Below are 20,139 nucleotides of genomic sequence, written 5' to 3'. Positions count from 1 at the left end.
TTTACTATGCGTGCGGCTATCGTCCTGTTCGTCCTCCTGGCACTCGCCGGATGCGGCGGCGCCGTCCAGGTCGAGCCGCCCGTGCCGGAGGGCGAGGCGGTGGGGGCCTGCCAGCGCCTCTCCGGGCTGCTGCCGAAGACACTCGACGGCGACGACCGGGTCGCGTCCACGCCCGATTCGCCGTACGTCGCCGTGTGGGGCGAGGGGGCACTCGCGCTGCGCTGCGGAGTGCCGCGGCCGGCCAGGATGGCCGCCACGGACCAGCTCCAGGAGATCGACGGGGTGGGCTGGTTCGCCGACCCCGAACGGCCCACCCTCTTCACCGCCGTCGCAGCTCCCCTGTACGTGGAGGTCACGGTCGGGGGCTCGCACGTGGCCGGCGAGGTGCTCGCCGACCTGTCGGGCCCGATCGGCCAGGTCTCAGCGCAGCCCCGGTGAGCGCTCCAGCGCGAGCTGGATGAGCTTGTCGACCAGCGCCGGGTAGGGCAGGCCCGTGGCGGCCCAGAGCTGAGGCGCCACCGAAAGCGACGTGAAGCCGGGCATGGTGTTGATCTCGTTGAGCACCAGCCTGCCATCGGGGGTGTAGAAGAAGTCGACCCGCGACAGCCCCTCGCACTCCAGCGCCTCGAACGCGCGCACCGCCATCGCCCGCAACTCCTCGGCGACCTCGGCCGGGATGTCCGCGGGCACGGTCAGCGACATCTGGTCGGGGTAGTACTTGGCCTCGAAGTCGAAGAACTCCTGGCCACCCTCGACGCGCACCTCACCGGGAGCCGACGCGGCCGGCGGGTCGTCGCCGAGCGACTCGAGCACGGCGCACTCGATCTCCCGCCCGGTCATCGCCTCCTCGATGAGGACCTTCGGGTCGTGCTGCCGCGCGAACTCCACGGCCCGCTCCAGCCCGGCCCGGTCATGCGCCTTGGAGATGCCCTGCGAGGAACCGGCCCTGGCCGGCTTGACGAACAGCGGCCAGCCGAGCTCCTCGGCCTCCTTCAGCACCCGGTCGCGGTCGAGTCGCCAGTCGCGGTCGCGGACCACCACGTAGCGCCCGACCGGCAGCCCGGCGGCCGCCAGGACGGTCTTCATGTGCCCCTTGTCCATGCCGACCGCGCTGGCCAGCACGCCGGAGCCGACGTAGCGGACCCCGGCCATCTCCAGCAGGCCCTGGATGGTGCCGTCCTCGGCGAACGGCCCGTGCATGACGGGGAAGACCACGTCCACCGAGCCCAGCTCGACGGGAATGCTGCCCGGATCGTAGGCCACCAGGGTGCTGCCGCCGGTGGGCAGCGCGAGCGTCGCGCCGGAGGCGTCGACGGCGGGCAGCTCACCGGCCTCGATCGCGAACCGCTGGCCGGACGCGGCCAGCACCCACCTGCCGTCCTGGGCGATCCCGATGGGGATCACCTCGTACTTGCTCCTGTCGATCGCATCCAGCACGCTGCCCGCGCCCATCAGAGACACGGCATGCTCAGAATTGCGACCCCCGAAAACGACGGCGACGCGTGGCTTGCTCATGACGTCCGAATCTACCGGCGTGCCCCCGTTACAGCGAGTCAAGCGCGCGGGGGACCTCGCCGATCACCTCGTCAGACGCCGTAGCGCTCGGGTTTGGGCGACCTCGACATGAGCAGCATCCCCGCCTCGGTCGGCGACATGCCGTCATGCACGACGCCGACGACCACTTCTGTGATCGGCATCTCCACGTCGTGTTTTCTGGCCAGCTCCAGCACCGACTCGCAGGACTTGACGCCCTCGGCCGTCTGCTTGGTGGCGGCGATCACCTGCTCCAGGGTCATGCCGCGGCCGAGGTTCTCGCCGAAGGTGCGGTTGCGCGACAGCGGTGAGGTGCAGGTGGCCACCAGGTCGCCCATGCCCGCCAGCCCGGCGAAGGTGTGGGGATCCGCTCCGAGCGCCGCGCCGAGGCGGGAGATCTCCGCCAGCCCCCTGGTCATGAGCATGGCTCCGACGTTGTCGCCCATGCCCATGCCGGAGGCCACGCCCACGGCCAGCGCGATCACGTTCTTCACCGCGCCGCCGAGCTCGACGCCGACCACGTCGGTGTTGGTGTAAGGACGAAACCAGGGCGGCAGGTGGCAGGCCTCCTGCAGCCGCGCGGCGACGCCCTCGTCGGTGCAGGCCACCACGGCGGCGGCGGGCTGGCGCTGGGCGATCTCCTTGGCCAGATTGGGCCCGGACACGACCGCGACCCGCTCCTGGGGCACCTCGGCCACCTGGCGGATCACCTCGCTCATCCGCTTGGTGGTGCCGAGCTCGATGCCCTTCATCAGGCTGACCAGGATGGCGTCACGCGGAATGTGCTCGCGCCAGGCGGTGAGGTTGGCCCGCAGCGTCTGCGACGGCACGGCGAGCACCACGAAGTCGGCCCCGTCGAGCGCCTCGGCGACGTCGGTGGTCGCGCGCAGCGACGTGGGCAGCGAGATGCCGGGCAGGTAGTCGGTGTTCATGTGGGTGCGGTCGATCGACTCGACCACTTCCCGCCTGCGCCCGCACAGGATGGTCTTGTTGCCCGACTCGGCGAGGATCATCGCGTAGGTGGTCCCCCACGAGCCGGTGCCGAACACTGCGGCCTTGGTCATCGCGTCACTTCCCGGCAGGGTCGTAGGGGGACTCTGGCGCCTTCTCGCCGCGCAGCTCGGCGAGCTGCGCGGTGATCGCCATCATGATGTCGGCCGTGGCCTCGCGCAGCACGTCGGCCTCCGGGGACCGGCCCGCGTACTTCGACAGGTCGACCGGCGGGCCGACGATGACGCGGAAGGTCTTGCGCGGGAACGGTCTCGGCCTCTTCTCTCCGTAGGGCAGCAGCTCGTGCGCGCCCCAGTGGGCCACCGGGATCACCGGGGCGCCGCTCTCCAGGGCCAGCCGGGCGGCACCGGTCTTGCCCACCATCGGCCACAGCCGGGGGTCTCGGGTGCAGGTGCCCTCGGGGTAGAACAGGATCGCGCCGCCGTCCTCCAGCCGCTGGGCCGACTCCCGCAGCGACCTGGCCGCCTCGCTGCTGCCCCGATAGACGGGGATGGCGCAGAGCGCGCGGACGGCGTGGCCCAGGAAGGGCACCTTGAACAGCGCGGACTTGGCCAGGACGACCGGCCAGCGGCCGTGGTTGTAGAGGAAGTGCGCCAGCAGCACGGGGTCGGCCCAGGACAGGTGGTTGGCCGCGATGATGATGCCTCCGGTGCGGGGCATGCGGTCGCCACGGCGCCAGTCCTTCTTGACCAGGAGCCATGAGAGCGGTTTCACGATCACGACTGCCAGGGTTTCCCAGAAACGCGACGGTCGCGTGCGACTCATGGTCTCCTCCAACGGCTACGGTATGCGGCCAAGTGTCCCGGTTGGCGGGCGGGGCTGTCGAGGCGCGATGCTTAACCCTATGAGCATCCGCTGGTCGCTGGTCATCCCGGTGAAAACGCTGGTCGCGGCGAAGACCCGGCTGGCCGCCGCCACGGGACCGCACCGCACACGGCTGGCTGTCGCCGTCGCCTGCGACACCGTCACCGCGGCGCTGGCCTGCCCGCCGGTCGCCCGGGTCATCGTGGTGACGGCCGACCCCGCCGCCGCCGGCCCGCTCGGCGCGCTGGGCGCCGAGGTCGTCGCCGACCCCGACCGCGGGCTCAACACCGCGCTGCGCACCGGGGCGGCGCACGCCGCCCGGCTCGCGCCCGCCGACGCGGTCGGCGCTCTGCAGGCGGACCTGCCCTCGCTGCGCCCGGCGGAGCTCGCCGCCGCGCTGGCCGCGGCGGCGGAGTTCGACCAGTCGTTCGTGCCCGACGCGCTGGAGGTGGGCACCACCTTCTACGGCGTACGGCCCGGCCGGCCGTTCGAGCCCCGCTTCGGCGGCGAGTCGCGGGCCAAGCATCTGGCGGGCGGAGCCAAGGAGCTGTGCCTGGACGGCATCGACTCGCTCAGGCGCGACGTGGACACCCCCGACGACCTGCGCGCGGCCGTGGCGCTCGGGCTGGGCCGGCACACGGCGGCGGTGGTCGCCGAGCTGTGGCCTGCTGGCCCGCCCGCCCGCTGACCCTTAGGCTGGCTGACGTGCAGGCGACAGTGCGCAGCTTCGACGACGTGACCCGGTCGGGCTCGGTGTTCCTCGACGACGGGACCGTCCTCGACTTCCCCGCCCGCGCCTTCGACGCGGGCCCGCTGCGCCTGCTCCGCACCGGGCAGCGCGTCAACCTCGCGATGGCGGGCGGCGAGATCACCTACATCACGCTGTCGACGTTCCCGCTGCCATGACGCGGCCATGAGAAGGCCCGGGCCCCGATTCGGAGCCCGGGCCTCGCCGTCCTGTGGTTACTTCTTCTTGGCGGCCTTCTTGCCGCCCACGTTCACCAGCTCTTTGAAATCCGAGCCGGGACGGAACTTCGGCGCCCAGCTCTCCTGGACCTTGATCTCCGCACCGGTTGACGGGTTTCTCGCCGTCCTGGCCGGCTTGTGCACCATCTCGAAAGCGCCGAAGCCGGTGATCGAGACCTTGTCCCCGTTCGCCACTGCCTTCTGGACGGCGTCGATGATCGCGTTCACGGCCTCGGTCGCCGTCTTCCTGTCGCCCACCCGGTCTGCGATGGCGTCGACGAGTTCCCGCTTGTTCATGAAAGTTCTGCTCCCCCAGTTACGGCGCGGGGTTCCAGCTCACGAGTCCGACGTAGAAACCCCTTACGCGGTCGAAAGTAGGCCGGATCCGGGGGGAACTCAATCACCCAGCGTGTTTTCCCCCTCGCGTGGCGTGTCGGAAACGCTGTCCAACGAGGTCAGGAATGCTTCCAGGCGGGCGGCGGCCCGCTGTGGATCACGCTTGGCGAGATCGCAGATGGACAGGTAGCGGCGGGCCTGCCGCTCCTTCTCGGAGGCGGGCAGCATGCGGACGCGGCGGTGCGCTTCGCGCAACCGCCGCGCCAGTTCGTCGTCTTCTAGACGGTCGTCGGCAGCCATGGCTGCCGACCATTCTCGTACGCCGCGACATCCTCGGCGTGACGCAGGGTCAGCCCGATGTCGTCGAGGCCCTCCAACAGCCGCCAGCGGGTGTAGTCGTCGATCTCGAACCCGACGGCCTCGCCGGCCCAGCGGACCTCGCGGCTCCCCAGGTCGACGGTCACCTGCAGGCCCGGGTCCGCCTCGATCGCGTCCTGCAGGGCCTCGACCTTCTCGTCCGGCAGGATGACCGGCAGCAGGCCCATCTTGGTGGAGTTGTTGCGGAAGATGTCGCCGAACCTGGCGGCGATCACGACGCGGAAGCCGTACTGCTGCAGCGCCCACACGGCGTGCTCGCGCGAGGAGCCGGTGCCGAAGTCGGGACCGGAGACCAGGATCGAGGCGCCCGCGTAGGAGGGGTCGTTCAGCACGAACGCCGGGTCCTCGCGCCAGGCGGCGAACAGGCCGCGCTCGAACCCGGTGCGGCTGACCTGCTTGAGCCAGACGGCGGGGATGATCTGGTCGGTGTCGACGTTGCTGCGGCGCAGCGGCACCGCCGTGCCCGTGTGGGTGGTGAAAGCGTCCATCGGAAGGTTCTCCTAGAGGTCGGCTGGGGCGGTCAGGCGGCCGGTGACGGCGGTCGCGGCGGCGACCTGCGGCGAGACCAGGTGGGTGCGGCCACCCTTGCCCTGGCGGCCTTCGAAGTTGCGGTTGGAGGTGGAGGCGCTGCGCTCGCCGGGCTGGAGCGTGTCGGGGTTCATGCCCAGGCACATCGAGCACCCGGCCTCACGCCATTCGGCGCCGGCGGCCTTGAACACCTCGTGCAGGCCCTCCTGCTCGGCCTGGAGCTTGACCAGCATCGAGCCGGGGACGATGAGCGTGCGGGTCTTGACCTGGCGGCCGCGCAGGATGTCGGCGGCGGAGCGCAGGTCCTCGATGCGGCCGTTGGTGCACGAGCCGACGAAGACCGTGTCGACCTCGATCTCGCGCAGCGGGGTGCCGGCGGTCAGGCCCATGTACGTCAGCGCCCGCTCGGCCGCGGACTTGGCGACCGGGTCGCCGAAGCTCTCCGGGTCGGGCACGCTCTCGGTGAGCGGCAGGCCCTGGCCCGGGTTCGTGCCCCAGGTGACGTACGGGGCCAGCGTCGAGGCGTCGATCTCCACGACCTTGTCGAACACCGCGTCGTCGTCGGTCCTGAGCGTCTTCCAGTAGGCGACGGCCTGGTCCCACGCCTCGCCGGACGGCGCGTGCGGGCGGCCCTCCAGGTAGGCGAACGTGGTCTCGTCGGGGGCGATCAGGCCGGCCCGCGCGCCCGCCTCGATGGACATGTTGCACACCGTCATGCGGCCCTCCATGGAGAGCTTGCGCACGGCCTCGCCCCGGTATTCGACGATGTAGCCCTGGCCGCCGCCGGTGCCGATCTTGGCGATGATGGCCAGGATCAGGTCCTTGGCCGTGACGCCGGGGGGCAGCTCGCCCGAGACCTCGATGGCCATGGTCTTGGGCCGGTAGGCTGGCAGCGTCTGCGTGGCCAGCACGTGCTCGACCTCGGAGGTGCCGATGCCGAACGCGATGCCGCCGAAGGCGCCGTGGGTGGAGGTGTGGGAGTCGCCGCAGACGATCGTCATGCCGGGCTGCGTGAGACCGAACTGCGGGCCGATGATGTGCACCACGCCCTGCCCGGCGTCGCCCATCGGGTGCAGCCTGATGCCGAACTCGGCGGCGTTCTTGCGCAGCGTCTCGACCTGGGCCTTGGACACCGGGTCGGCGATCGGGCCGAGCACGGTCGGGACGTTGTGGTCTTCGGTGGCGATCGTGAGGTCGGGCCTTCGCACGGGCCGGCCGGCGAGACGGAGTCCGTCGAACGCCTGCGGGCTGGTCACCTCGTGGATGAGGTGCAGGTCGATGTAGAGCAGGTCGGGTTCGCCCTCTGCACGGCGCACGACATGCTGCTCCCAGACCTTCTCGGCCAGTGTGCGGCCCATGATCTCCTCCTATTTGATGCGATGCTCCGCATCGCGGCTCGCTCGCTCAAACTCCGACTTGCCTTCTCATATGTCGAGACTGCAGTATCGGTGTATGGACAACTCTAGCGGAGTCGGAGTACTGGACAAGGCCGTTCTGGTACTCAACGCCCTCGAAGCCGGACCGGCCTCCCTGGCGCAGCTCGTTCAGGCGACCGGCCTGGCCCGCCCCACGGCCCATCGGCTCGCCGTCGCGCTCGAACACCACCGCATCGTGACCCGTGACACACAGGGCAGGTTCGTGCTCGGCCCCCGGCTTTCCGAGTTGTCCACGGCCGCCGGCGAGGACCGCCTGCTCGCCGTCGCCGCGCCCGTGCTGATGCAGTTGCGCGACCTCACGGGCGAGAGCGCGCAACTCTACCGGCGTCAGGGTGACGAGCGGGTCTGCGTGGCCGCCGCCGAGCGCTCCAGCGGCCTGCGCGACACCGTGCCCGTCGGCTCGGCGCTGCCGATGACGGCCGGCTCGGCCGCCCAGATACTGCTCGCCTGGGAGGAGCCCGACCGGCTGCACCGCGGCCTGCGGGGCGCCAAGTTCACCGCCGCCACGCTGGCGTCCGTGCGGCGCAGGGGCTGGGCGCACAGCGTGGGAGAGCGCGAGCAAGGGGTGGCCAGCGTGTCCGCGCCGATAAGGGGCAGCGGCGGCAAGGTGATCGCGGCGGTCTCCGTCTCCGGCCCCATCGAACGGCTGACGAGGGCCCCCGGAAGGTTGCACGCGGTGCCCGTGATGGCGGCGGCGGAGCGGATCACCGAAGCCATGCGCCGCACCTCATGATCAGTCAAAGCCCCTATTTGGGGAGCCGAGTGCCTCGCGGGAGCACTAGCCTGAGTGCGTGACAGATCGCATCGAGGTAGCCGCCACTGAGCTGCGACCCCTGCTCGAAGAGTTCATCTTGTGGGCCCGTACCAACGCGCCCGACAGCGACCCCGAGCTCGTGGGGCCTGCCGCACTCTGGCACCGTCTCGCCTTCTCGCAGGATCTCGGCACGTGGAAGCGCGCCGACCTGCGTAATCTGCTGCTCGACCGCATGCCGAAGGTCATCGACGACCCCGACGCAGCGGCCGACGGGATGGTCCCCGCCGTCGACGCGTACCTGACATTCCTCTCCCAGACCGGCCGGCTCACCAAGGGCTCCGACTCCCTCGTCGAGTTGCAGGCGGAGCTCGACGACGTCGAAGACGACTTCGTCGAGCTCATGGAGGACCTCATCGAGGACGTCGAGGGCGACGAGGACGATGACGAGGCCGGCGATCTGGGCGACTTCGAGCCGTTCGCCGACGAGCTCGCGGACCTGCCCACCATCAGGCTGCGCCCCGACTCCGAGCTGGCCGCCGCCGCCCGCGAAGTGCCGCTGGTCACCAAGGCCCGCGACCTGGCCCTGTGGGTCGGCTCGGGCCGCCGGGTCGGCGAGGACACGCTGCTCTCCGACGCCGAGGTGGAGGAGGCGCTGGCCACCGTCGGGCTGCCCAGGCCCGAGACCGACGGCTCGCTCGCCGAGGCCGTCCCCCAGCTGTGGAACCTGTGGAACCTGGCCGTGGACCTTGAGTTCCTGGAGCCGGGCGAGGGCAGCACCGTGGCCGTCCAGGACGACACCTCCGAGTGGCCGTTCGACGACGACGAGGACGTGCTCGACGCCTGGATGCTCGGCCTGCACTCGGTCGACTACGGCGACCCGGAGCTGTCCGACGAGGATCTGACCATGGCCCTGGCCGGCCTGACCCGCGCTCTGCTGGTCCGGCTGCTGCTCGCGGGCGGCACGCGCGACCTCGACGAGCTCCGCGGGGAGCTGGCCGAGTTCGCCGCCGAGGTCGACGAGCTGGGCGCCGACGCCTGGGAGGCGGCGGGCGATCCGCTCGCCTCGGTCCTCGAATGGCTGACCGGCTACGGCATGGTCGAGGTCGGCGACGACGCGGTCAGCCTCACCCCGCTCGGCACCGAGGGTGTCGTCCACCTGGTCGACGACTCCGACATCGAGATCGACGCGCGGCCCGCCATCGAGTCGATGAGCGCCCACGAGCTGCTCGTGCTCAGCGCGGAGCTGCCCGAGGACGAGGCCGACGCGGAGTTCGCCGCATGGATGCGGCTGCGCGAGCCCGAGCGGGCGGCCGAGGAACTGCTGGAGGCCGCGGCCAAGGACGACGGCGACGCGCTGATCCGGGTGCAGGCGGCCAGCGTCGTCGGCACGCTGGGCGAGGCCGCCGTGCCCGCCTGGCAGGAGGCGCTCGAGCAGCCGTCGCTGCGCCCCTACGCGGCGACGCACCTGAGCCAGCTCGAGGTGGAGGACGCCCCGGAGCCGACGCAGGACGACACCCACTGGCTGATCCTGGACATGTGGACGATCTCGGCCGGCCTGGGCCGGGCGGAGTTCGTGGGCAGTCTGCGGGACATCGGCCCCGAGCTGCTCAACAACCTGCTCGAGGTGGTGTGGAAGATCCCCCACGCGCACGTGGAGGAGCTGCTCGACCTGATCTCCCAGGTCCACCCGGACAAGCAGATCGCCAAGGCGGCTCGCCGGGCCCTGTTCAAGGCCCGCTCCGCCACCCCGTAGCGGCCCGCCGTTCGCCACCGAGGGGATCGGGGGCGAGGGTCGCTCCCGTCCAAGGCGGCACCGCCCCGGGCGCGCTCGTGCTCCAGGCCGTGACGGCGCGGGTCGTCGCCTGGCGCAGGTTCGCGCCGGCGGCGGTCCCGCTGCTCCCCTGGGCGCGCCGGAGGCTGTGGGCCGTACCCCGGGCGGCCTGAGTCCCTCAGCGGCTGTGAGCGCCGCTGTGGCGGTCGGCGCAGCCCTCCTGAGTGAACAGGAGCCCGTTCGCGCTCAAGTCCTGGATGTACGCGCCGCGCCGGATGCCGGCCACCGCGGTGGCCCTGCTCAACGGCGGGAAGCCGGCCGTCGCTGCTGATCGGCCTCGTCGTGCTCGGTCAGGCGGCGGCCCGAAACGCGAAGAGACCCGATCTACGATCGGGTCTCTCGGTGATGTGTAGTCCCGACCGGATTCGAACCGGCGCTACCGCCTTGAGAGGGCGGCGTCCTGGGCCACTAGACGACGGGACCTTCGCGAGCTTGTGACAGTGGTAGTCCCGACCGGATTCGAACCGGCGCTACCGCCTTGAGAGGGCGGCGTCCTGGGCCACTAGACGACGGGACCCTGTCCACAAGCGAGCTTGCCGGGCCTCCCCGGCAACGCAGGTAACTCTACCGCACCCGAAGGAGCACACCAAACCACTATCAGGCCAGCAGATCGGGGCGGTGGCGGCGTACCCAGCCCCCCATCGGCCCGCGCTCCCACAGCGGGTCGACGGCGCCGAGCGGGATGCCGAGCCACTGCAGGCCGGTGTCCGGATCGACAGGCACCCGGGCCAGATGCTCGCGCATCCAGCGGGGCATGCGCGCCGGCACCTCGCGCTCGCCCCAGCCGACGAGGCCGACGCTCTGCATGGCTCCGGCGCGTACCCGGACACCGCCGGGCCGGCCGACGGTGCGCGAGCTGGCCATCCGGCTCTCCACCGCGTCGACCCGCGCGATGTGCGGCCAGCCCAGGCGCAAGACGAAACCGTAGGTGTCGGCCATCTCCACGCCCCGCTCCGAGAAGCGCACGACGGTGCCCTCGACCATCCGCCTGTGCTTGACCACCAGCACGCCGACGAGCGCGACCGTGCCGGCGACCCCGATGATCAGTCCCCAGGCGAAGCTGCCCGTGAGGATGCCGCCGAGCAGCAGGCACACGGGGAAGAAGAGCAACAGGGGAAGGAGGAAGGGGGCGGCGAACGGGAGAAAGGATCCCCGCTTTAAACGGAACTCGTCCATAAAACAAGAAACGGATGCTTCGTACGAAGCATCCGCATAGTGCTGGGGTACCAGGACTCGAACCTAGACTAACTGAACCAGAATCAGTCGTGCTGCCAATTACACCATACCCCACCGCCTGCAGCCCCTGGGGGGCGGCGCCTGGCGACGTCCGAAAGAATAGCCCAGCTAGGGGTGTAAGACCAAAACGAATGCCCGACCGTCTGCCCACGGCGTACGGCACCGGGTCCGCCGTGCCAAGCTGATGGGGACAAACCACCACGTGGAGGAGCCCCAGCCTTGGCCGAGAATCCCTTCTTCGCCCCGAGCAGCCTGCCCTATGAGCTGCCGCCCTTCGAGGAGATCCGCGAGGAGCACTACCTGCCCGCGTTCGAACGCGGGATGGCGGAGCACCTGGCCGAGGTGGAGGCCGTGGCGGCCGGCGACGAGCCGCCCACGTTCGACAGCACGGTCGCCGCGCTGGAGCGGTCCGGCCGCATCCTGGACCGGGTGGCCACGGTCTTCTTCAGCGTCGCGGCGTCCAACACCTCCGACGCCCTCATGGACATCGAGAAGCGGGTCTCGCCGGAGCTGACCAGGCACAGCGACGCGATCCGGCTCAACCGCCGGCTGTGGGCGCGGCTCAAGCAGGTGACGACGGACGACCCCGAGCAGGCGTGGCTGCTGGAGAAGTACCGGGAGGACTTCGTCAGAGCCGGCGCCGACCTGACCGAGTCCGAGCAGGAAAGGCTGCGGGCGCTGAACGAGGAGCTGTCCAAGCTCTCCACCGAGTTCTCGCAGAACCTGCTCAAGGCCTCCACCGAGTCGGCTCTGGTGGTGACGGACGCCAAGGAGCTCGACGGCCTGGACGAGGCCACGATCAAGTCGCTGGAGAAGGACGGCCGCTACGTGCTGCCGCTGCTCAACTTCACCAACCAGCCGGCACTCGCCCAGCTCACCGACCGCGAGGTGCGCCGCAAGCTCTACACGCTGAGCGTGGCGCGGGCGCCACAGAACTTCGACCTGGCCGTCAGGATGGCGACCCTGCGCGCCGAGCGCGCCGCGCTGCTGGGCTTCGCGAACCATGCCGCGTACGTGGTCGCCGACCAGACGGCCAAGACCGTGGAGGCGGTCGAGGAGATGCTGGGCCAGCTCGTCGGCCCGGCCGTGCGCAACGCCCGCCAGGAGGCCGAGGCACTGGCCGGGCAGGCGGGCTTCGAGATCGAGCCGTGGGACTGGTCCTACTACTCGGAGAAGGTGCGCCAGGCCCGCTACGACTTCGACGCCGACGCGATGCGCCCCTACTTCGAGCTGGGCCGCGTCTTCCGCGACGGCGTGTTCAAGGCGGCGAGCCTGCTCTACGGCGTGAGCTTCACCGAGCGGCCCGACCTCGCCGGCTACCACGAGGACGTCAAGGTCTTCGAGGTGTTCAACGAGGACGGCGGCGCGCTCGGACTGTTCCTGCTCGACCCGTACGCCAGGGCCAACAAGCGGGGCGGCGCGTGGATGAACAACCTGGTCGACCAGTCGTTCCTGTTCGGTCTCAAGCCCGTGGTGATGAACAACCTGAACATCACCAAGCCGGCCTCGGGCCCGACGCTGCTGTCCTACGACGAGGTCAACACGGCCTTCCACGAGTTCGGGCACGCCCTGCACGGGCTGTTCTCGGAGGTACGCTTCCCGCGCGTGTCGGGCACCAGCGTGCCGCGCGACTTCGTCGAGTACCCGTCGCAGGTCAACGAGATGTGGGCGACGTGGCCCGAGATCCTGTCGAGCTACGCCAAGCACCACGAGACGGGCGAGCCGATGCCCGCCGAGCTGGTGGAGAAGCTGAAGGCCGCCGAACGGTTCAACCAGGGCTTCCAGACCGTCGAGTACCTGGCCGCGACGCTGCTCGACTGGGCCTGGCACAAGCTGGGCTCGGGCCAGAGCGTGCCGGACGCCGAGGCGTTCGAGGCGGCGGCCCTGGAGGCGGCGCAGATCGCCTTCCCGCTGGTCAGGCCGCGCTACCGGACCAACTACTTCGCGCACATCTTCGCGGGTGGCTACAGCGCCGGCTACTACTCCTACATCTGGAGCGAGGTGCTCGACGCGGAGAGCGTGGAGTGGTTCAAGGAGAACGGCGGGCTCAAGCGGGCCAACGGCGACCACTTCCGCCGCGAACTGCTGTCCAAGGGCGGCAGCGTGGACGCGCTGACCTCCTTCCGCAACTTCCGCGGCCGCGAGCCGAGCATCCGCCCGCTGCTGGAGCGCCGCGGTCTCATCTGACCGTCGCGTCGGCCGCAGTGTCTTCCGACCGCCCCGGGGCGCCGTCCTCCGTCGACCGCCTCGGGGCTGATCGGGAGGCACGGCGTCAGCCGCGGGCGTCCAGTTCCTCGATCCGCTGCCGTAGCCACTCCTTCTCGGCCCGGCTGGACGCTCGGGCGATCTGCAGCATGCCGCGCCGATAGGGGTCGGGTTCGTCCTGGATCCTGACCGGCTTGCCGCGCTCGTAGAAGAAGCTCGCCGGCGCCTCCAGGAACGCCAGCCGCCGCCGGAGCACCTCGGCCTGCTCCTGCCCGCCGGGCAGCGCCGACAGGAACGTCAGCAGTGCGAAGAACCTGGTCTGGTCGCTGATGTCCAGGTCGCTGGGGTCGCGTAGCCGGCCGAGCAGCTCCTGCCTGCCCTCCGGGGTGATGGTCAGCACCTGCCTGCGGGCCGCGTGCGTGCCGGCCTCCTCGTGCCGCTCGACCAGGCCCTTCGACTCCAGTCTGGCGATCGCCGGATAGAGGGCGCCGTCGCTGATCGGCCGCAGATGGCCGGTCAGCGCCGCCAGCCGGGCCTTCAGCTCGTAGCCGTGCATCGGGCGCTCGCTGAGGAATCCAAGGATGGTGAGAGTCAGGTCACCGCCACTTGCCATGGGATGCATCGTAACGCTATACCTCGATTCGAGGCACTACGAATCGAGGTATAAGCATGATCAAGCTGGCGATGCCCATCTACGTGGAGTTGCTGACCGCCGTCGTGGCTGTCGGTCTGATCGACCTGCTGTGGGTCTCCGGCCTGGGCGCGGACGCCGTGGCCGCGGTGACCGTGGCCACCACGGCCGAATACCTCGCCTACGGACTCTTCCTGGCCGTTCCCACGGGCGTCACCGTGCTGGTCGGCCGGCGCGACGGCCGCGAACCGCTCTCCCCCGTGATCAGGACCGGCTGGTGGCTGTGGGCGGCGTGCTCCTTGGCGATCACCGTTCCGGGTGTCCTGCTCCGCGAGCCGCTGGCCGCGCTGTTCACCGACGACGCCGGGCTGACGGCGTCCTACTTCCTGATCTCGCTCGGCGGCCTGCCGGTGTACTTCGCGCAGACGGTCGTCGACGGCGTGCTCAAAGGGATGGGCGACACCAGGAGGCCCATGCGGCACGCGCTGATCTGCAACGCGCTGGTGATCGTCCTCGACCCGCTGCTCATCTACGGGCTCGGCCTGGGCGTGCAGGGAGCCGCGCTGGCCACGGTACTCGCGCGCGCAGCCACCCTGGCCGTCTCCCTCCGCACGCTGGCCCGCCGTACGCCTCGTGAAGCGGCTCCCGCCCCTCGGGCGGGCCGCGCACTACTGGGTCGCCGCCAGGCGGTTCTCGACTCTCTGGCGGGTGACGTGCTGAGGACCGGGCTGCCCATGTCCGGAGATTTCCTGGCTCGTGCCCTGGTGGGCATGGTGCTGGTGGACATCGTCGCCGGCTTCGGCACCGCCGAACTGGCCGGCTACGGCATCGGGCAGAAGGTCATGCTCGCCGGGGTCATGGTCTTCTACGCGTTCCGGCAGGCCGCCATGATCCGCACCTCGCGCACCGAGCCCACCGGCTCGCCGCTCCGGCTGGGCCTGCTCGCGGGGGCGGCGGTGGCCGTCGTGCTCAACGCGGTGGCCGTCCCCGTCACGGGCCTCTTCGCGGACGATCCGTCGGCGGCCGTGAGCTTCCTGCGCTGGATGACGCTCTATCTGATCCCGTTCGGCGCCCTGATCGCCGTCGGCGGGGTGCTCCAGGCGAGCGGAAGGGGCAGCCGACTGCTGGCCGCCACACTGGCGGGCTTCGCCGTACAGCTGCCCCTCGCCTACCTGCTGAGCGCGTGGCTCGGGATCACGGGCGTGTGGCTGTCGATGGCCGCGGGCGCGGCGCTCAGCCTCGCAGGCGCGCTAGTGCCGCGCGGATCCGGTCCTTGGTCCGCTCGCGGCCGAGCACCTCGACCGACTCGAACAGCGGCAGGCCCACGGTCCGGCCGGTGACCGCCACCCGGACGGGCGCCTGGGCCTTGCCGAGCTTGAGCCCGTGAGCCGTGCCGACCTCCTCCAGCGCTTCCTTGAGCGACTCGGGATCCCAGCTCACGGTGTCGAGCCGCGCCAGATAGCCGGTGAGGATCTCCTCCGGGGAGTTCTTCATCGCCTTGTCCCAGGACGCCTGGTCGAACGCCGGCTCCGGCAGGAAGAGGAAGTCGACGTTCTGCCGGATCTCGGACAGCACCGCGATGCGGGTCTGCGCGAGCGCGGCGACCTTGCTGAACAGCTCCCGGTCCCAGGCCGGATCGAGGTAGGGGAGGCAGCGCTCCTCGAACGTCTCGATCGGCAGGGCGCGGATGTACTCGCCGTTGAAGGCGCGCAGCTTCTTCTCGTCGAAGAAGGCGCTGGAGGAGTTGACGTCCTCCAGCTTGAACAGCGGCACCATCTCGGACCACGGCATGATCTCGCGGTCGTCGCCGGGCCCCCAGCCGAGGAGCATGAGGTAGTTGACCATGGCCTCGGCCAGATAACCCTCGGCGCGGTAGTCCTCCAGCGCCACCTTGTCGCGCCGCTTGGACAGCTTCTTGCGCTGCTCGTTGACGATCACCGGCAGGTGCGCCCAGACCGGCGCGGTCGCGCCCAGGGCGGGCCACAGGAGCTCCTGTTTGGCGGCGTTGCCCAGGTGCTCCTCGCCGCGGACCACGTGGGTGATGCCCTGGGTGATGTCGTCGACCGCGTTGGCCAGCACGTAGAGGGGCGAGCCGTCGGTGCGGGCGATGACGAAGTCCTCCTGGGCCTCGTTGGGGAACTCCACCCGGCCACGGATGACGTCGTCGACCACGGTCACCCCCTCGTCGGCCGTGCGGAAGCGCACCGCGCCCTCCGTCAGCCCGCGGTCGCGGCAGTGGCCGTCGTAGCCCTTGTGCTCGGACCCGGTGCGGGCGACGAGCTGCTCACGGGTGCAGTCGCAGTGATAGGCCCTGCCGTCGGCCAGCAGCTTGGCCACGGCCTCGCGGTGCTGCGGCTCGTAGGCCGACTGGAAGTAGGGGCCCTCGAAAGCCGGGTTGGTGCCGTTGATGCCGATCCAGTCGAGGGCCGAGATGATGCCCTCGGTCCACTCCGGACGGTTTCTGGTCGCGTCGGTGTCCTCGACGCGCAGCACGAACCGGCCGCCGGACTGCTCGGCCAGCGCCCAGTTGAACAGCGCCGTGCGGGCGCCGCCGACGTGGAACATACCGGTCGGGGACGGGGCGAAGCGCACCCGTAGATCAGTCACGAGAGACCACCTTGTTCGTCAGAGTGCCGATGCCTTCGATGCCGACGCTCACCTCGTCGCCGACGTCCAGCGGGCCGACCCCGGCCGGGGTGCCCGTAAGGATCACGTCGCCGGGGATCAGTGTCATGACCGCGCTGACGTAGGCGACGAGAGCGGGGATGTCGTGGATCAGCTGGCTGGTCCGGCCAGTCTGCCGCATCTCCCCGTTGACCGTCGTGGTGAGCGCCAGGTCGCTCGCGTCGAGGTCGGTCTGGATCCACGGCCCGAGCGGGCAGAAGGTGTCGAAGCCCTTGGCCCGGGTGAACTGCACGTCCTTCTTCTGCAGGTCGCGAGCGGTGACGTCGTTGGCGCAGGTGTAGCCGAAGATGACGTCCTTGACCCGCTCGGCGGGCACCTCGCGGCAGAGCCTGCCGATGACCACGGCCAGCTCGCCCTCGAAGTCGACCCGATCCGACAGCGTGGTCGGGTAGGCGATCGACTCGCCGTGGCCGATCACGGACGTGGACGGCTTCATGAAGATGAGAGGCTCGTCGGGCACCTCGTTGCCCATCTCGTGGGCGTGCTCGGCGTAGTTTCTGCCGATGGCGACCACTTTGCTGGGCAGCATCGGAGCCAGCAGCCGCACCTGGGAGAGCGGAAGCCGCTCACCGGTGAACTGCACCTGGCCGAACGGATGACCGGAGATCGCGGAGACGAACTCCTCGCCCGGACCGCCTTCGACCACGCCGAACGAGACGCCTTCGCCTGTGGAGAACCTCGCTATACGCACTCGACAAGGCTATCGCCGACGCCGGCGGGGTCGTCCACGAAGCGCCGCCGCACGCCTTGACCGTCCCGAGACGCCGCACACAGAGCAAGTCACGATATGTCAATAAATAGGCCTAAAGTCCTTTTTCTTGCGCATCATCCTTAGACCGCCGGTTAGAGCTTCGTGTGGAGAGACACATCGCAACGCCGGGGGTGACGGATCGTGTCGGACACGATGGTCAATCAGACGGGCGTGCCGCGCGCCAGGACTCAGGAAGGCGGCCACGAGAGCACGCTCATTACCGACAAGGGCAGCACCAGCATCGACGACGGGGTGGTCGCCAAGATCGCGGGCCTGGCGGCGCGCGAAGTGGCGGGCGTCCACGCCATGGGCGGCGGGTCCAAGGCCCTCAGCACCATGCGCGGCATGGTCGGCGGCGACGGCAGGAGCCCGAGCCAGGGAGTGTCGGTCGAGGTCGGCGAGCGGCAGTCCGCCGTGGACCTGGACCTGGTGGTGGAGTACGGCACCAAGATCCCGGACCTCGCCGCGGCCGTGCGCAAGAACGTCATCAACGCGGTCGAGCGCATGACCGGCCTGGAGGTCACCGAGGTGAACATCAGGGTGGACGACGTCCACCTGCCCGAACAGGACAAGGGCGCCGTACAGAATGACGCCGACCAGGAGTCCAGGGTCCGATGACGGACTCGGCGACCCTCACCGACCGGGCACGGGCCTGGACCATCGCCGACCGGGTCCGTGCCTGCCCGGGGGTGGTCGACCTGTCCAGCGGCCCCTTCGGAACGGTGGCGACGTACCTGCCCGGTGAGCGGCTGCCGGGCGTGGCCGTGACCGACGACGCGGTGGAGATCTCCATCGTGGCGAAGCTGGGCAACCCGCTGCCCGAGCTGGCCGACGAGGTGCGGCAGGCCGTGTCGGACCTGGTCGGAGAGCGCCGGATCAACGTGCGCGTCCACGACGTGGTGCAAGAGGAGGAGGCGATCTCGTGAACAGCGTTCCCTGGATACCGGTGATCGGCATGGCCGTCGGCATGGTCCTCGGTCTGGCCGGGGCCTTCGGCGGCCTCGGCGCGTTCCTGCTCGTGCTGGTGCTCGGCGCGATCGGTCTCCTGGTGGGCCGCATCGCCGAGAGCGGCGAGGTGAACCTGCCGAATCTCACCGTGAGGCGCCGATGACCGCCACCGTCGACTCCCGCGCGTCAGAGGCGGGGGCGCCGCAACGCCACCCGCCGGAGCGGCGCGGCCACACCTCGGTGAGCGACCGCGCGGCCACGAAGATCGCCTGCCGTGTCGCGAGGGAGGTTCCGGAGGTCCGCGAGGTGTCCCAGGGCAACCGGCCCTGGGCCAGCGGCTCCAGCGCCCAGGTGCACGGCGACCGGGTCACGGTCGACCTGCGGGTGACCGTCGCCTACCCGGCACCGCTGCGCACGGTGGCGAGGACCATCAGGCGGCACGTGGCCGCCAGGGTCGGCGAGCTCACCGGCCTGGCGGTGACCCGGGTGGACCTCACTCTTGCGGACCTCGCGGACCGGCAGGGGGCAGGCTCGGCCCCAGCACGCCCGGCTGCCTCCGCCCCAGCACAGCCCCACCCACCCGAACCACCCCCGACGGCGGCCAACCCCACACGCCCGGCCCCCGCCGCCCCGCACCCGGCCACGCCCGACCCCACACGCCCGGACCTCGCCGAACCACACGCGACCACGCCTGACCCCACGCGGCCGGTCCCCGCCGAACCACCCCCGACGGCGGCCAACCCCACACGCCCGGCCCCCGCCGAACCACACACGACCACGTCCGACCCCACCCGGCCGGATCCCACACCGCGGGACCCCGCCGCCCTGCATCCAGCCCCGACCGACCCCACCCGGCCGGATCCCGCGGGGGCGGATCCGGCGGCGAGATCGGGGCCGTCGGGGCCCGGGCCGAGGAGAGGGGCCGGATGAGCGCGCGCGCCGGCACCAGGGCGGCCGACCGGGTGGCCAAGCGGGCCTTCCGGCCGCGCCGGGCGGTGCCCGCCGCCGTGGTGGCAGTGCTGCTCACCGCTCTGGGCCTGCTGGTGGCCGCCGAGACGATCTCGGCGCTGTTCGGCAGGCCGCTGCGGCTGGTGCCGTACGACCGGATGCTCGACTGGGCCGTCTCGACCACGTGGGCGAGCCCGCTGGTGCTGGCAGCCGCCGCGGTCGTCACCCTGCTCGGGCTCGCGTTGCTGCTGACCGCGCTGGTACCGGGGCGGCCGCGGATGGTGCCCGTACGGACGGGCGACGCCGAGGTCGTCATCGGTATGCGCCCCAAGGGCTTCACCGGGGCGCTGGCCCATGCCGCCGAGGAGGTGCCGGGCGTCCGTTCGGCCCGTGCCAGCCTGCACGGCGGCACGGTGACCGTGACCGCGGAAACCTCCGGGTGGGATCCGGAGGGTTTCGAGCAGGCCGTGAGGAACGCCGTCCTGGACAGGCTCGCCGCGCTCGACCCGGTCGAGCCGTACCGGGTGCACGTGAACGTGAAGGAGCGCAGGTGAACCGCAAGACAGGGCGCGGCAACCGGCTGGGGCTGGCGCTGACCGGCGCCGTCCTGACGATCCTGGGCGGCGTGGGGCTGGCCCGGGGACTCGGCACCTTCTCCACGGACTGGGCCCCGGCGGGGACACCAGTCGTGGACGGCAACGTGCAGGACTTCTTCGCCCGTACGAGCCCGTGGATCTGGTGGGCGCTGGCGGCGCTGTCCCTCGTGGTCGCGCTGCTCGCCCTGCGCTGGCTGCTCGTCCAGGGCCGCACGGACAGATACGACTCGGTGCTGCTGGAGGGCGGCCCCGGCGGCGTCACGCGGGTGACGGCGGACGGCGTCGCGCACGCGCTCGCGGCGGACGTGGCGTCCGGCCCCGCCGTGCTGAGCGCCGACGCCAGCCTGGCCGGCTCGCCGAGGCAGCCGGAGGTACGGCTCCGCCTGGTCGCCGACGAGCACACGCCGATGAGGGCGATCACCGATCACCTCACCCGGGTGGCGATCCCGCACCTGCGCGCCGCCCTGGAGAGGGAGCGCGTGCCCACAGTCGCCCGGGTCAGCCTCGAGCCGGCACGGGCACCGCAACGCATGGTGCGCTGACCGTCCGTGGTTTGCTTGGA

24 protein-coding genes and 3 tRNA genes are annotated in these 20,139 nt (G+C 70.9%); 13 read left to right on the top strand and 14 right to left on the bottom strand.

Annotated elements, in window-relative coordinates; genetic code table 11:
• Window positions 1-6 precede the first annotated feature (6 nt).
• On the top strand, window positions 7-438 hold the full coding sequence (locus V5E28_RS09345; RefSeq protein ID WP_336206027.1) for a DUF3515 domain-containing protein: 432 nt from the start codon (window positions 7-9) through the stop codon (window positions 436-438).
• On the opposite strand, the gene V5E28_RS09340 is transcribed toward V5E28_RS09345, so the two are convergent.
• The 3 genes from V5E28_RS09340 to V5E28_RS09330 all read right to left on the bottom strand — a co-directional run bounded on the left by V5E28_RS09340 (window position 421) and on the right by V5E28_RS09330 (window position 3,264).
• On the bottom strand, window positions 421-1,515 hold the full coding sequence (locus V5E28_RS09340; protein WP_336206026.1) for a D-alanine--D-alanine ligase family protein: 1,095 nt from the start codon (window positions 1,513-1,515) through the stop codon (window positions 421-423). The genes V5E28_RS09345 and V5E28_RS09340 overlap by 18 nt on opposite strands.
• Before the next feature lie 71 nt (window positions 1,516-1,586).
• Entirely contained in the window at window positions 1,587-2,597 is a 1,011-nt protein-coding gene (locus V5E28_RS09335) for an NAD(P)H-dependent glycerol-3-phosphate dehydrogenase (protein ID WP_336206025.1), read from the bottom strand.
• Window positions 2,598-2,601: 4 nt separating this feature from the next.
• The gene (locus V5E28_RS09330) at window positions 2,602-3,264 is read right to left on the bottom strand and encodes a lysophospholipid acyltransferase family protein (protein ID WP_336206024.1); all 663 of its coding nucleotides are present in this window, start codon (window positions 3,262-3,264) and stop codon (window positions 2,602-2,604) included.
• A 124-nt stretch (window positions 3,265-3,388) separates the two neighbouring features.
• Between V5E28_RS09330 and cofC the strand changes: the two genes are divergently transcribed.
• Both cofC and V5E28_RS09320 read left to right on the top strand, forming a co-directional pair.
• Complete coding sequence (gene cofC / locus V5E28_RS09325) at window positions 3,389-4,036, top strand: 2-phospho-L-lactate guanylyltransferase (RefSeq protein WP_336206023.1); 648 nt, start codon at window positions 3,389-3,391, stop codon at window positions 4,034-4,036.
• Window positions 4,037-4,053: 17 nt separating this feature from the next.
• Window positions 4,054-4,254 (top strand): hypothetical protein, encoded by a 201-nt coding sequence (locus V5E28_RS09320; protein WP_336206022.1) that lies wholly within the window; start codon window positions 4,054-4,056, stop codon window positions 4,252-4,254.
• A gap of 57 nt (window positions 4,255-4,311) precedes the next feature.
• Here V5E28_RS09320 and V5E28_RS09315 read toward each other — a convergent pair whose 3' ends face one another.
• The 4 genes from V5E28_RS09315 to leuC form a co-directional block, all read right to left on the bottom strand.
• The gene (locus tag V5E28_RS09315; RefSeq protein ID WP_336206021.1) at window positions 4,312-4,611 is read right to left on the bottom strand and encodes an HU family DNA-binding protein; all 300 of its coding nucleotides are present in this window, start codon (window positions 4,609-4,611) and stop codon (window positions 4,312-4,314) included.
• Between the two features lie 99 nt (window positions 4,612-4,710).
• A complete protein-coding gene (locus V5E28_RS09310; RefSeq protein WP_336206020.1) occupies window positions 4,711-4,950 on the bottom strand; it encodes a hypothetical protein in 240 nt (79 codons plus the stop codon).
• The gene (gene leuD, locus V5E28_RS09305) at window positions 4,929-5,516 is read right to left on the bottom strand and encodes a 3-isopropylmalate dehydratase small subunit (RefSeq protein WP_336206019.1); all 588 of its coding nucleotides are present in this window, start codon (window positions 5,514-5,516) and stop codon (window positions 4,929-4,931) included. Before leuD ends, V5E28_RS09310 begins: the two co-directional genes overlap by 22 nt.
• A gap of 12 nt (window positions 5,517-5,528) precedes the next feature.
• Window positions 5,529-6,914 carry a 3-isopropylmalate dehydratase large subunit gene (gene leuC / locus V5E28_RS09300; protein ID WP_336206018.1) on the bottom strand — a complete coding sequence of 462 codons (1,386 nt, stop codon included), beginning with the start codon at window positions 6,912-6,914 and terminating at the stop codon, window positions 5,529-5,531.
• Between the two features lie 94 nt (window positions 6,915-7,008).
• On the opposite strand from leuC, the gene V5E28_RS09295 reads away from it, so the two are divergent.
• Both V5E28_RS09295 and V5E28_RS09290 read left to right on the top strand, forming a co-directional pair.
• The gene (locus V5E28_RS09295) at window positions 7,009-7,725 is read left to right on the top strand and encodes an IclR family transcriptional regulator (RefSeq protein WP_225291990.1); all 717 of its coding nucleotides are present in this window, start codon (window positions 7,009-7,011) and stop codon (window positions 7,723-7,725) included.
• A gap of 58 nt (window positions 7,726-7,783) precedes the next feature.
• Window positions 7,784-9,499, top strand: coding sequence for a hypothetical protein (locus V5E28_RS09290; protein WP_336206017.1), 1,716 nt, complete (start codon window positions 7,784-7,786; stop codon window positions 9,497-9,499).
• Between the two features lie 428 nt (window positions 9,500-9,927).
• Here V5E28_RS09290 and V5E28_RS09285 read toward each other — a convergent pair.
• The 4 genes from V5E28_RS09285 to V5E28_RS09270 all read right to left on the bottom strand — a co-directional run bounded on the left by V5E28_RS09285 (window position 9,928) and on the right by V5E28_RS09270 (window position 10,867).
• Window positions 9,928-10,000 (bottom strand) — tRNA-Glu (locus V5E28_RS09285).
• 18 nt (window positions 10,001-10,018) lie between these two features.
• Window positions 10,019-10,094: transfer RNA gene (locus V5E28_RS09280), tRNA-Glu, on the bottom strand.
• A gap of 80 nt (window positions 10,095-10,174) precedes the next feature.
• On the bottom strand, window positions 10,175-10,687 hold the full coding sequence (locus V5E28_RS09275) for a hypothetical protein (RefSeq protein WP_336206016.1): 513 nt from the start codon (window positions 10,685-10,687) through the stop codon (window positions 10,175-10,177).
• Window positions 10,688-10,795: 108 nt separating this feature from the next.
• Window positions 10,796-10,867, bottom strand: a tRNA-Gln gene (locus V5E28_RS09270).
• A 165-nt stretch (window positions 10,868-11,032) separates the two neighbouring features.
• On the opposite strand from V5E28_RS09270, the gene V5E28_RS09265 reads away from it, so the two are divergent.
• A complete protein-coding gene (locus V5E28_RS09265) occupies window positions 11,033-13,000 on the top strand; it encodes a M3 family metallopeptidase (RefSeq protein ID WP_336206015.1) in 1,968 nt (655 codons plus the stop codon).
• A gap of 85 nt (window positions 13,001-13,085) precedes the next feature.
• Here V5E28_RS09265 and V5E28_RS09260 read toward each other — a convergent pair whose 3' ends face one another.
• Window positions 13,086-13,631: a PadR family transcriptional regulator gene (locus V5E28_RS09260; protein WP_336206014.1), complete on the bottom strand. Its 546-nt coding sequence runs from the start codon at window positions 13,629-13,631 to the stop codon at window positions 13,086-13,088.
• A 56-nt stretch (window positions 13,632-13,687) separates the two neighbouring features.
• On the opposite strand from V5E28_RS09260, the gene V5E28_RS09255 reads away from it, so the two are divergent.
• Window positions 13,688-14,989, top strand: a complete 1,302-nt coding sequence (locus V5E28_RS09255; protein ID WP_336206013.1) for an MATE family efflux transporter — start codon at window positions 13,688-13,690, stop codon at window positions 14,987-14,989.
• Here the strand turns inward: V5E28_RS09255 and gltX are convergent.
• Together gltX and V5E28_RS09245 are read right to left on the bottom strand one after the other, a co-directional pair.
• A complete protein-coding gene (gene gltX, locus V5E28_RS09250; RefSeq protein WP_336206012.1) occupies window positions 14,883-16,256 on the bottom strand; it encodes a glutamate--tRNA ligase in 1,374 nt (457 codons plus the stop codon). The two genes, V5E28_RS09255 and gltX, sit on opposite strands and share 107 nt — an antisense overlap.
• Window positions 16,249-17,025, bottom strand: coding sequence for a fumarylacetoacetate hydrolase family protein (locus tag V5E28_RS09245; protein WP_336206011.1), 777 nt, complete (start codon window positions 17,023-17,025; stop codon window positions 16,249-16,251). Before V5E28_RS09245 ends, gltX begins: the two co-directional genes overlap by 8 nt.
• A gap of 213 nt (window positions 17,026-17,238) precedes the next feature.
• Between V5E28_RS09245 and V5E28_RS09240 the strand changes: the two genes are divergently transcribed.
• The 6 genes from V5E28_RS09240 to V5E28_RS09215 are packed head-to-tail and all read left to right on the top strand — an operon-like array spanning window position 17,239 to window position 20,119.
• Window positions 17,239-17,703, top strand: a complete 465-nt coding sequence (locus V5E28_RS09240; RefSeq protein WP_336206408.1) for an Asp23/Gls24 family envelope stress response protein — start codon at window positions 17,239-17,241, stop codon at window positions 17,701-17,703.
• Complete coding sequence (locus V5E28_RS09235) at window positions 17,700-18,011, top strand: hypothetical protein (protein ID WP_336206010.1); 312 nt, start codon at window positions 17,700-17,702, stop codon at window positions 18,009-18,011. The genes V5E28_RS09240 and V5E28_RS09235 overlap by 4 nt, the downstream gene beginning before the upstream one ends.
• Window positions 18,008-18,196, top strand: coding sequence for a hypothetical protein (locus tag V5E28_RS09230; RefSeq protein ID WP_336206416.1), 189 nt, complete (start codon window positions 18,008-18,010; stop codon window positions 18,194-18,196). The genes V5E28_RS09235 and V5E28_RS09230 overlap by 4 nt, the downstream gene beginning before the upstream one ends.
• Window positions 18,193-18,963 (top strand): Asp23/Gls24 family envelope stress response protein, encoded by a 771-nt coding sequence (locus V5E28_RS09225; protein WP_336206009.1) that lies wholly within the window; start codon window positions 18,193-18,195, stop codon window positions 18,961-18,963. The genes V5E28_RS09230 and V5E28_RS09225 overlap by 4 nt, the downstream gene beginning before the upstream one ends.
• Entirely contained in the window at window positions 18,960-19,535 is a 576-nt protein-coding gene (locus tag V5E28_RS09220) for a DUF6286 domain-containing protein (RefSeq protein ID WP_336206008.1), read from the top strand. The genes V5E28_RS09225 and V5E28_RS09220 overlap by 4 nt, the downstream gene beginning before the upstream one ends.
• Complete coding sequence (locus V5E28_RS09215; RefSeq protein ID WP_336206007.1) at window positions 19,532-20,119, top strand: hypothetical protein; 588 nt, start codon at window positions 19,532-19,534, stop codon at window positions 20,117-20,119. The genes V5E28_RS09220 and V5E28_RS09215 overlap by 4 nt, the downstream gene beginning before the upstream one ends.
• Window positions 20,120-20,139: the final 20 nt, after the last annotated feature.

It is taken from the genome of Nonomuraea sp. LPB2021202275-12-8 (genome assembly GCF_037044575.1).
In the GTDB taxonomy this organism is placed as follows: domain Bacteria; phylum Actinomycetota; class Actinomycetes; order Streptosporangiales; family Streptosporangiaceae; genus Nonomuraea.
The sequence above is the reverse complement of the archived record's forward strand: the minus strand, read 5'-3'. Positions and strand labels throughout refer to the sequence as shown.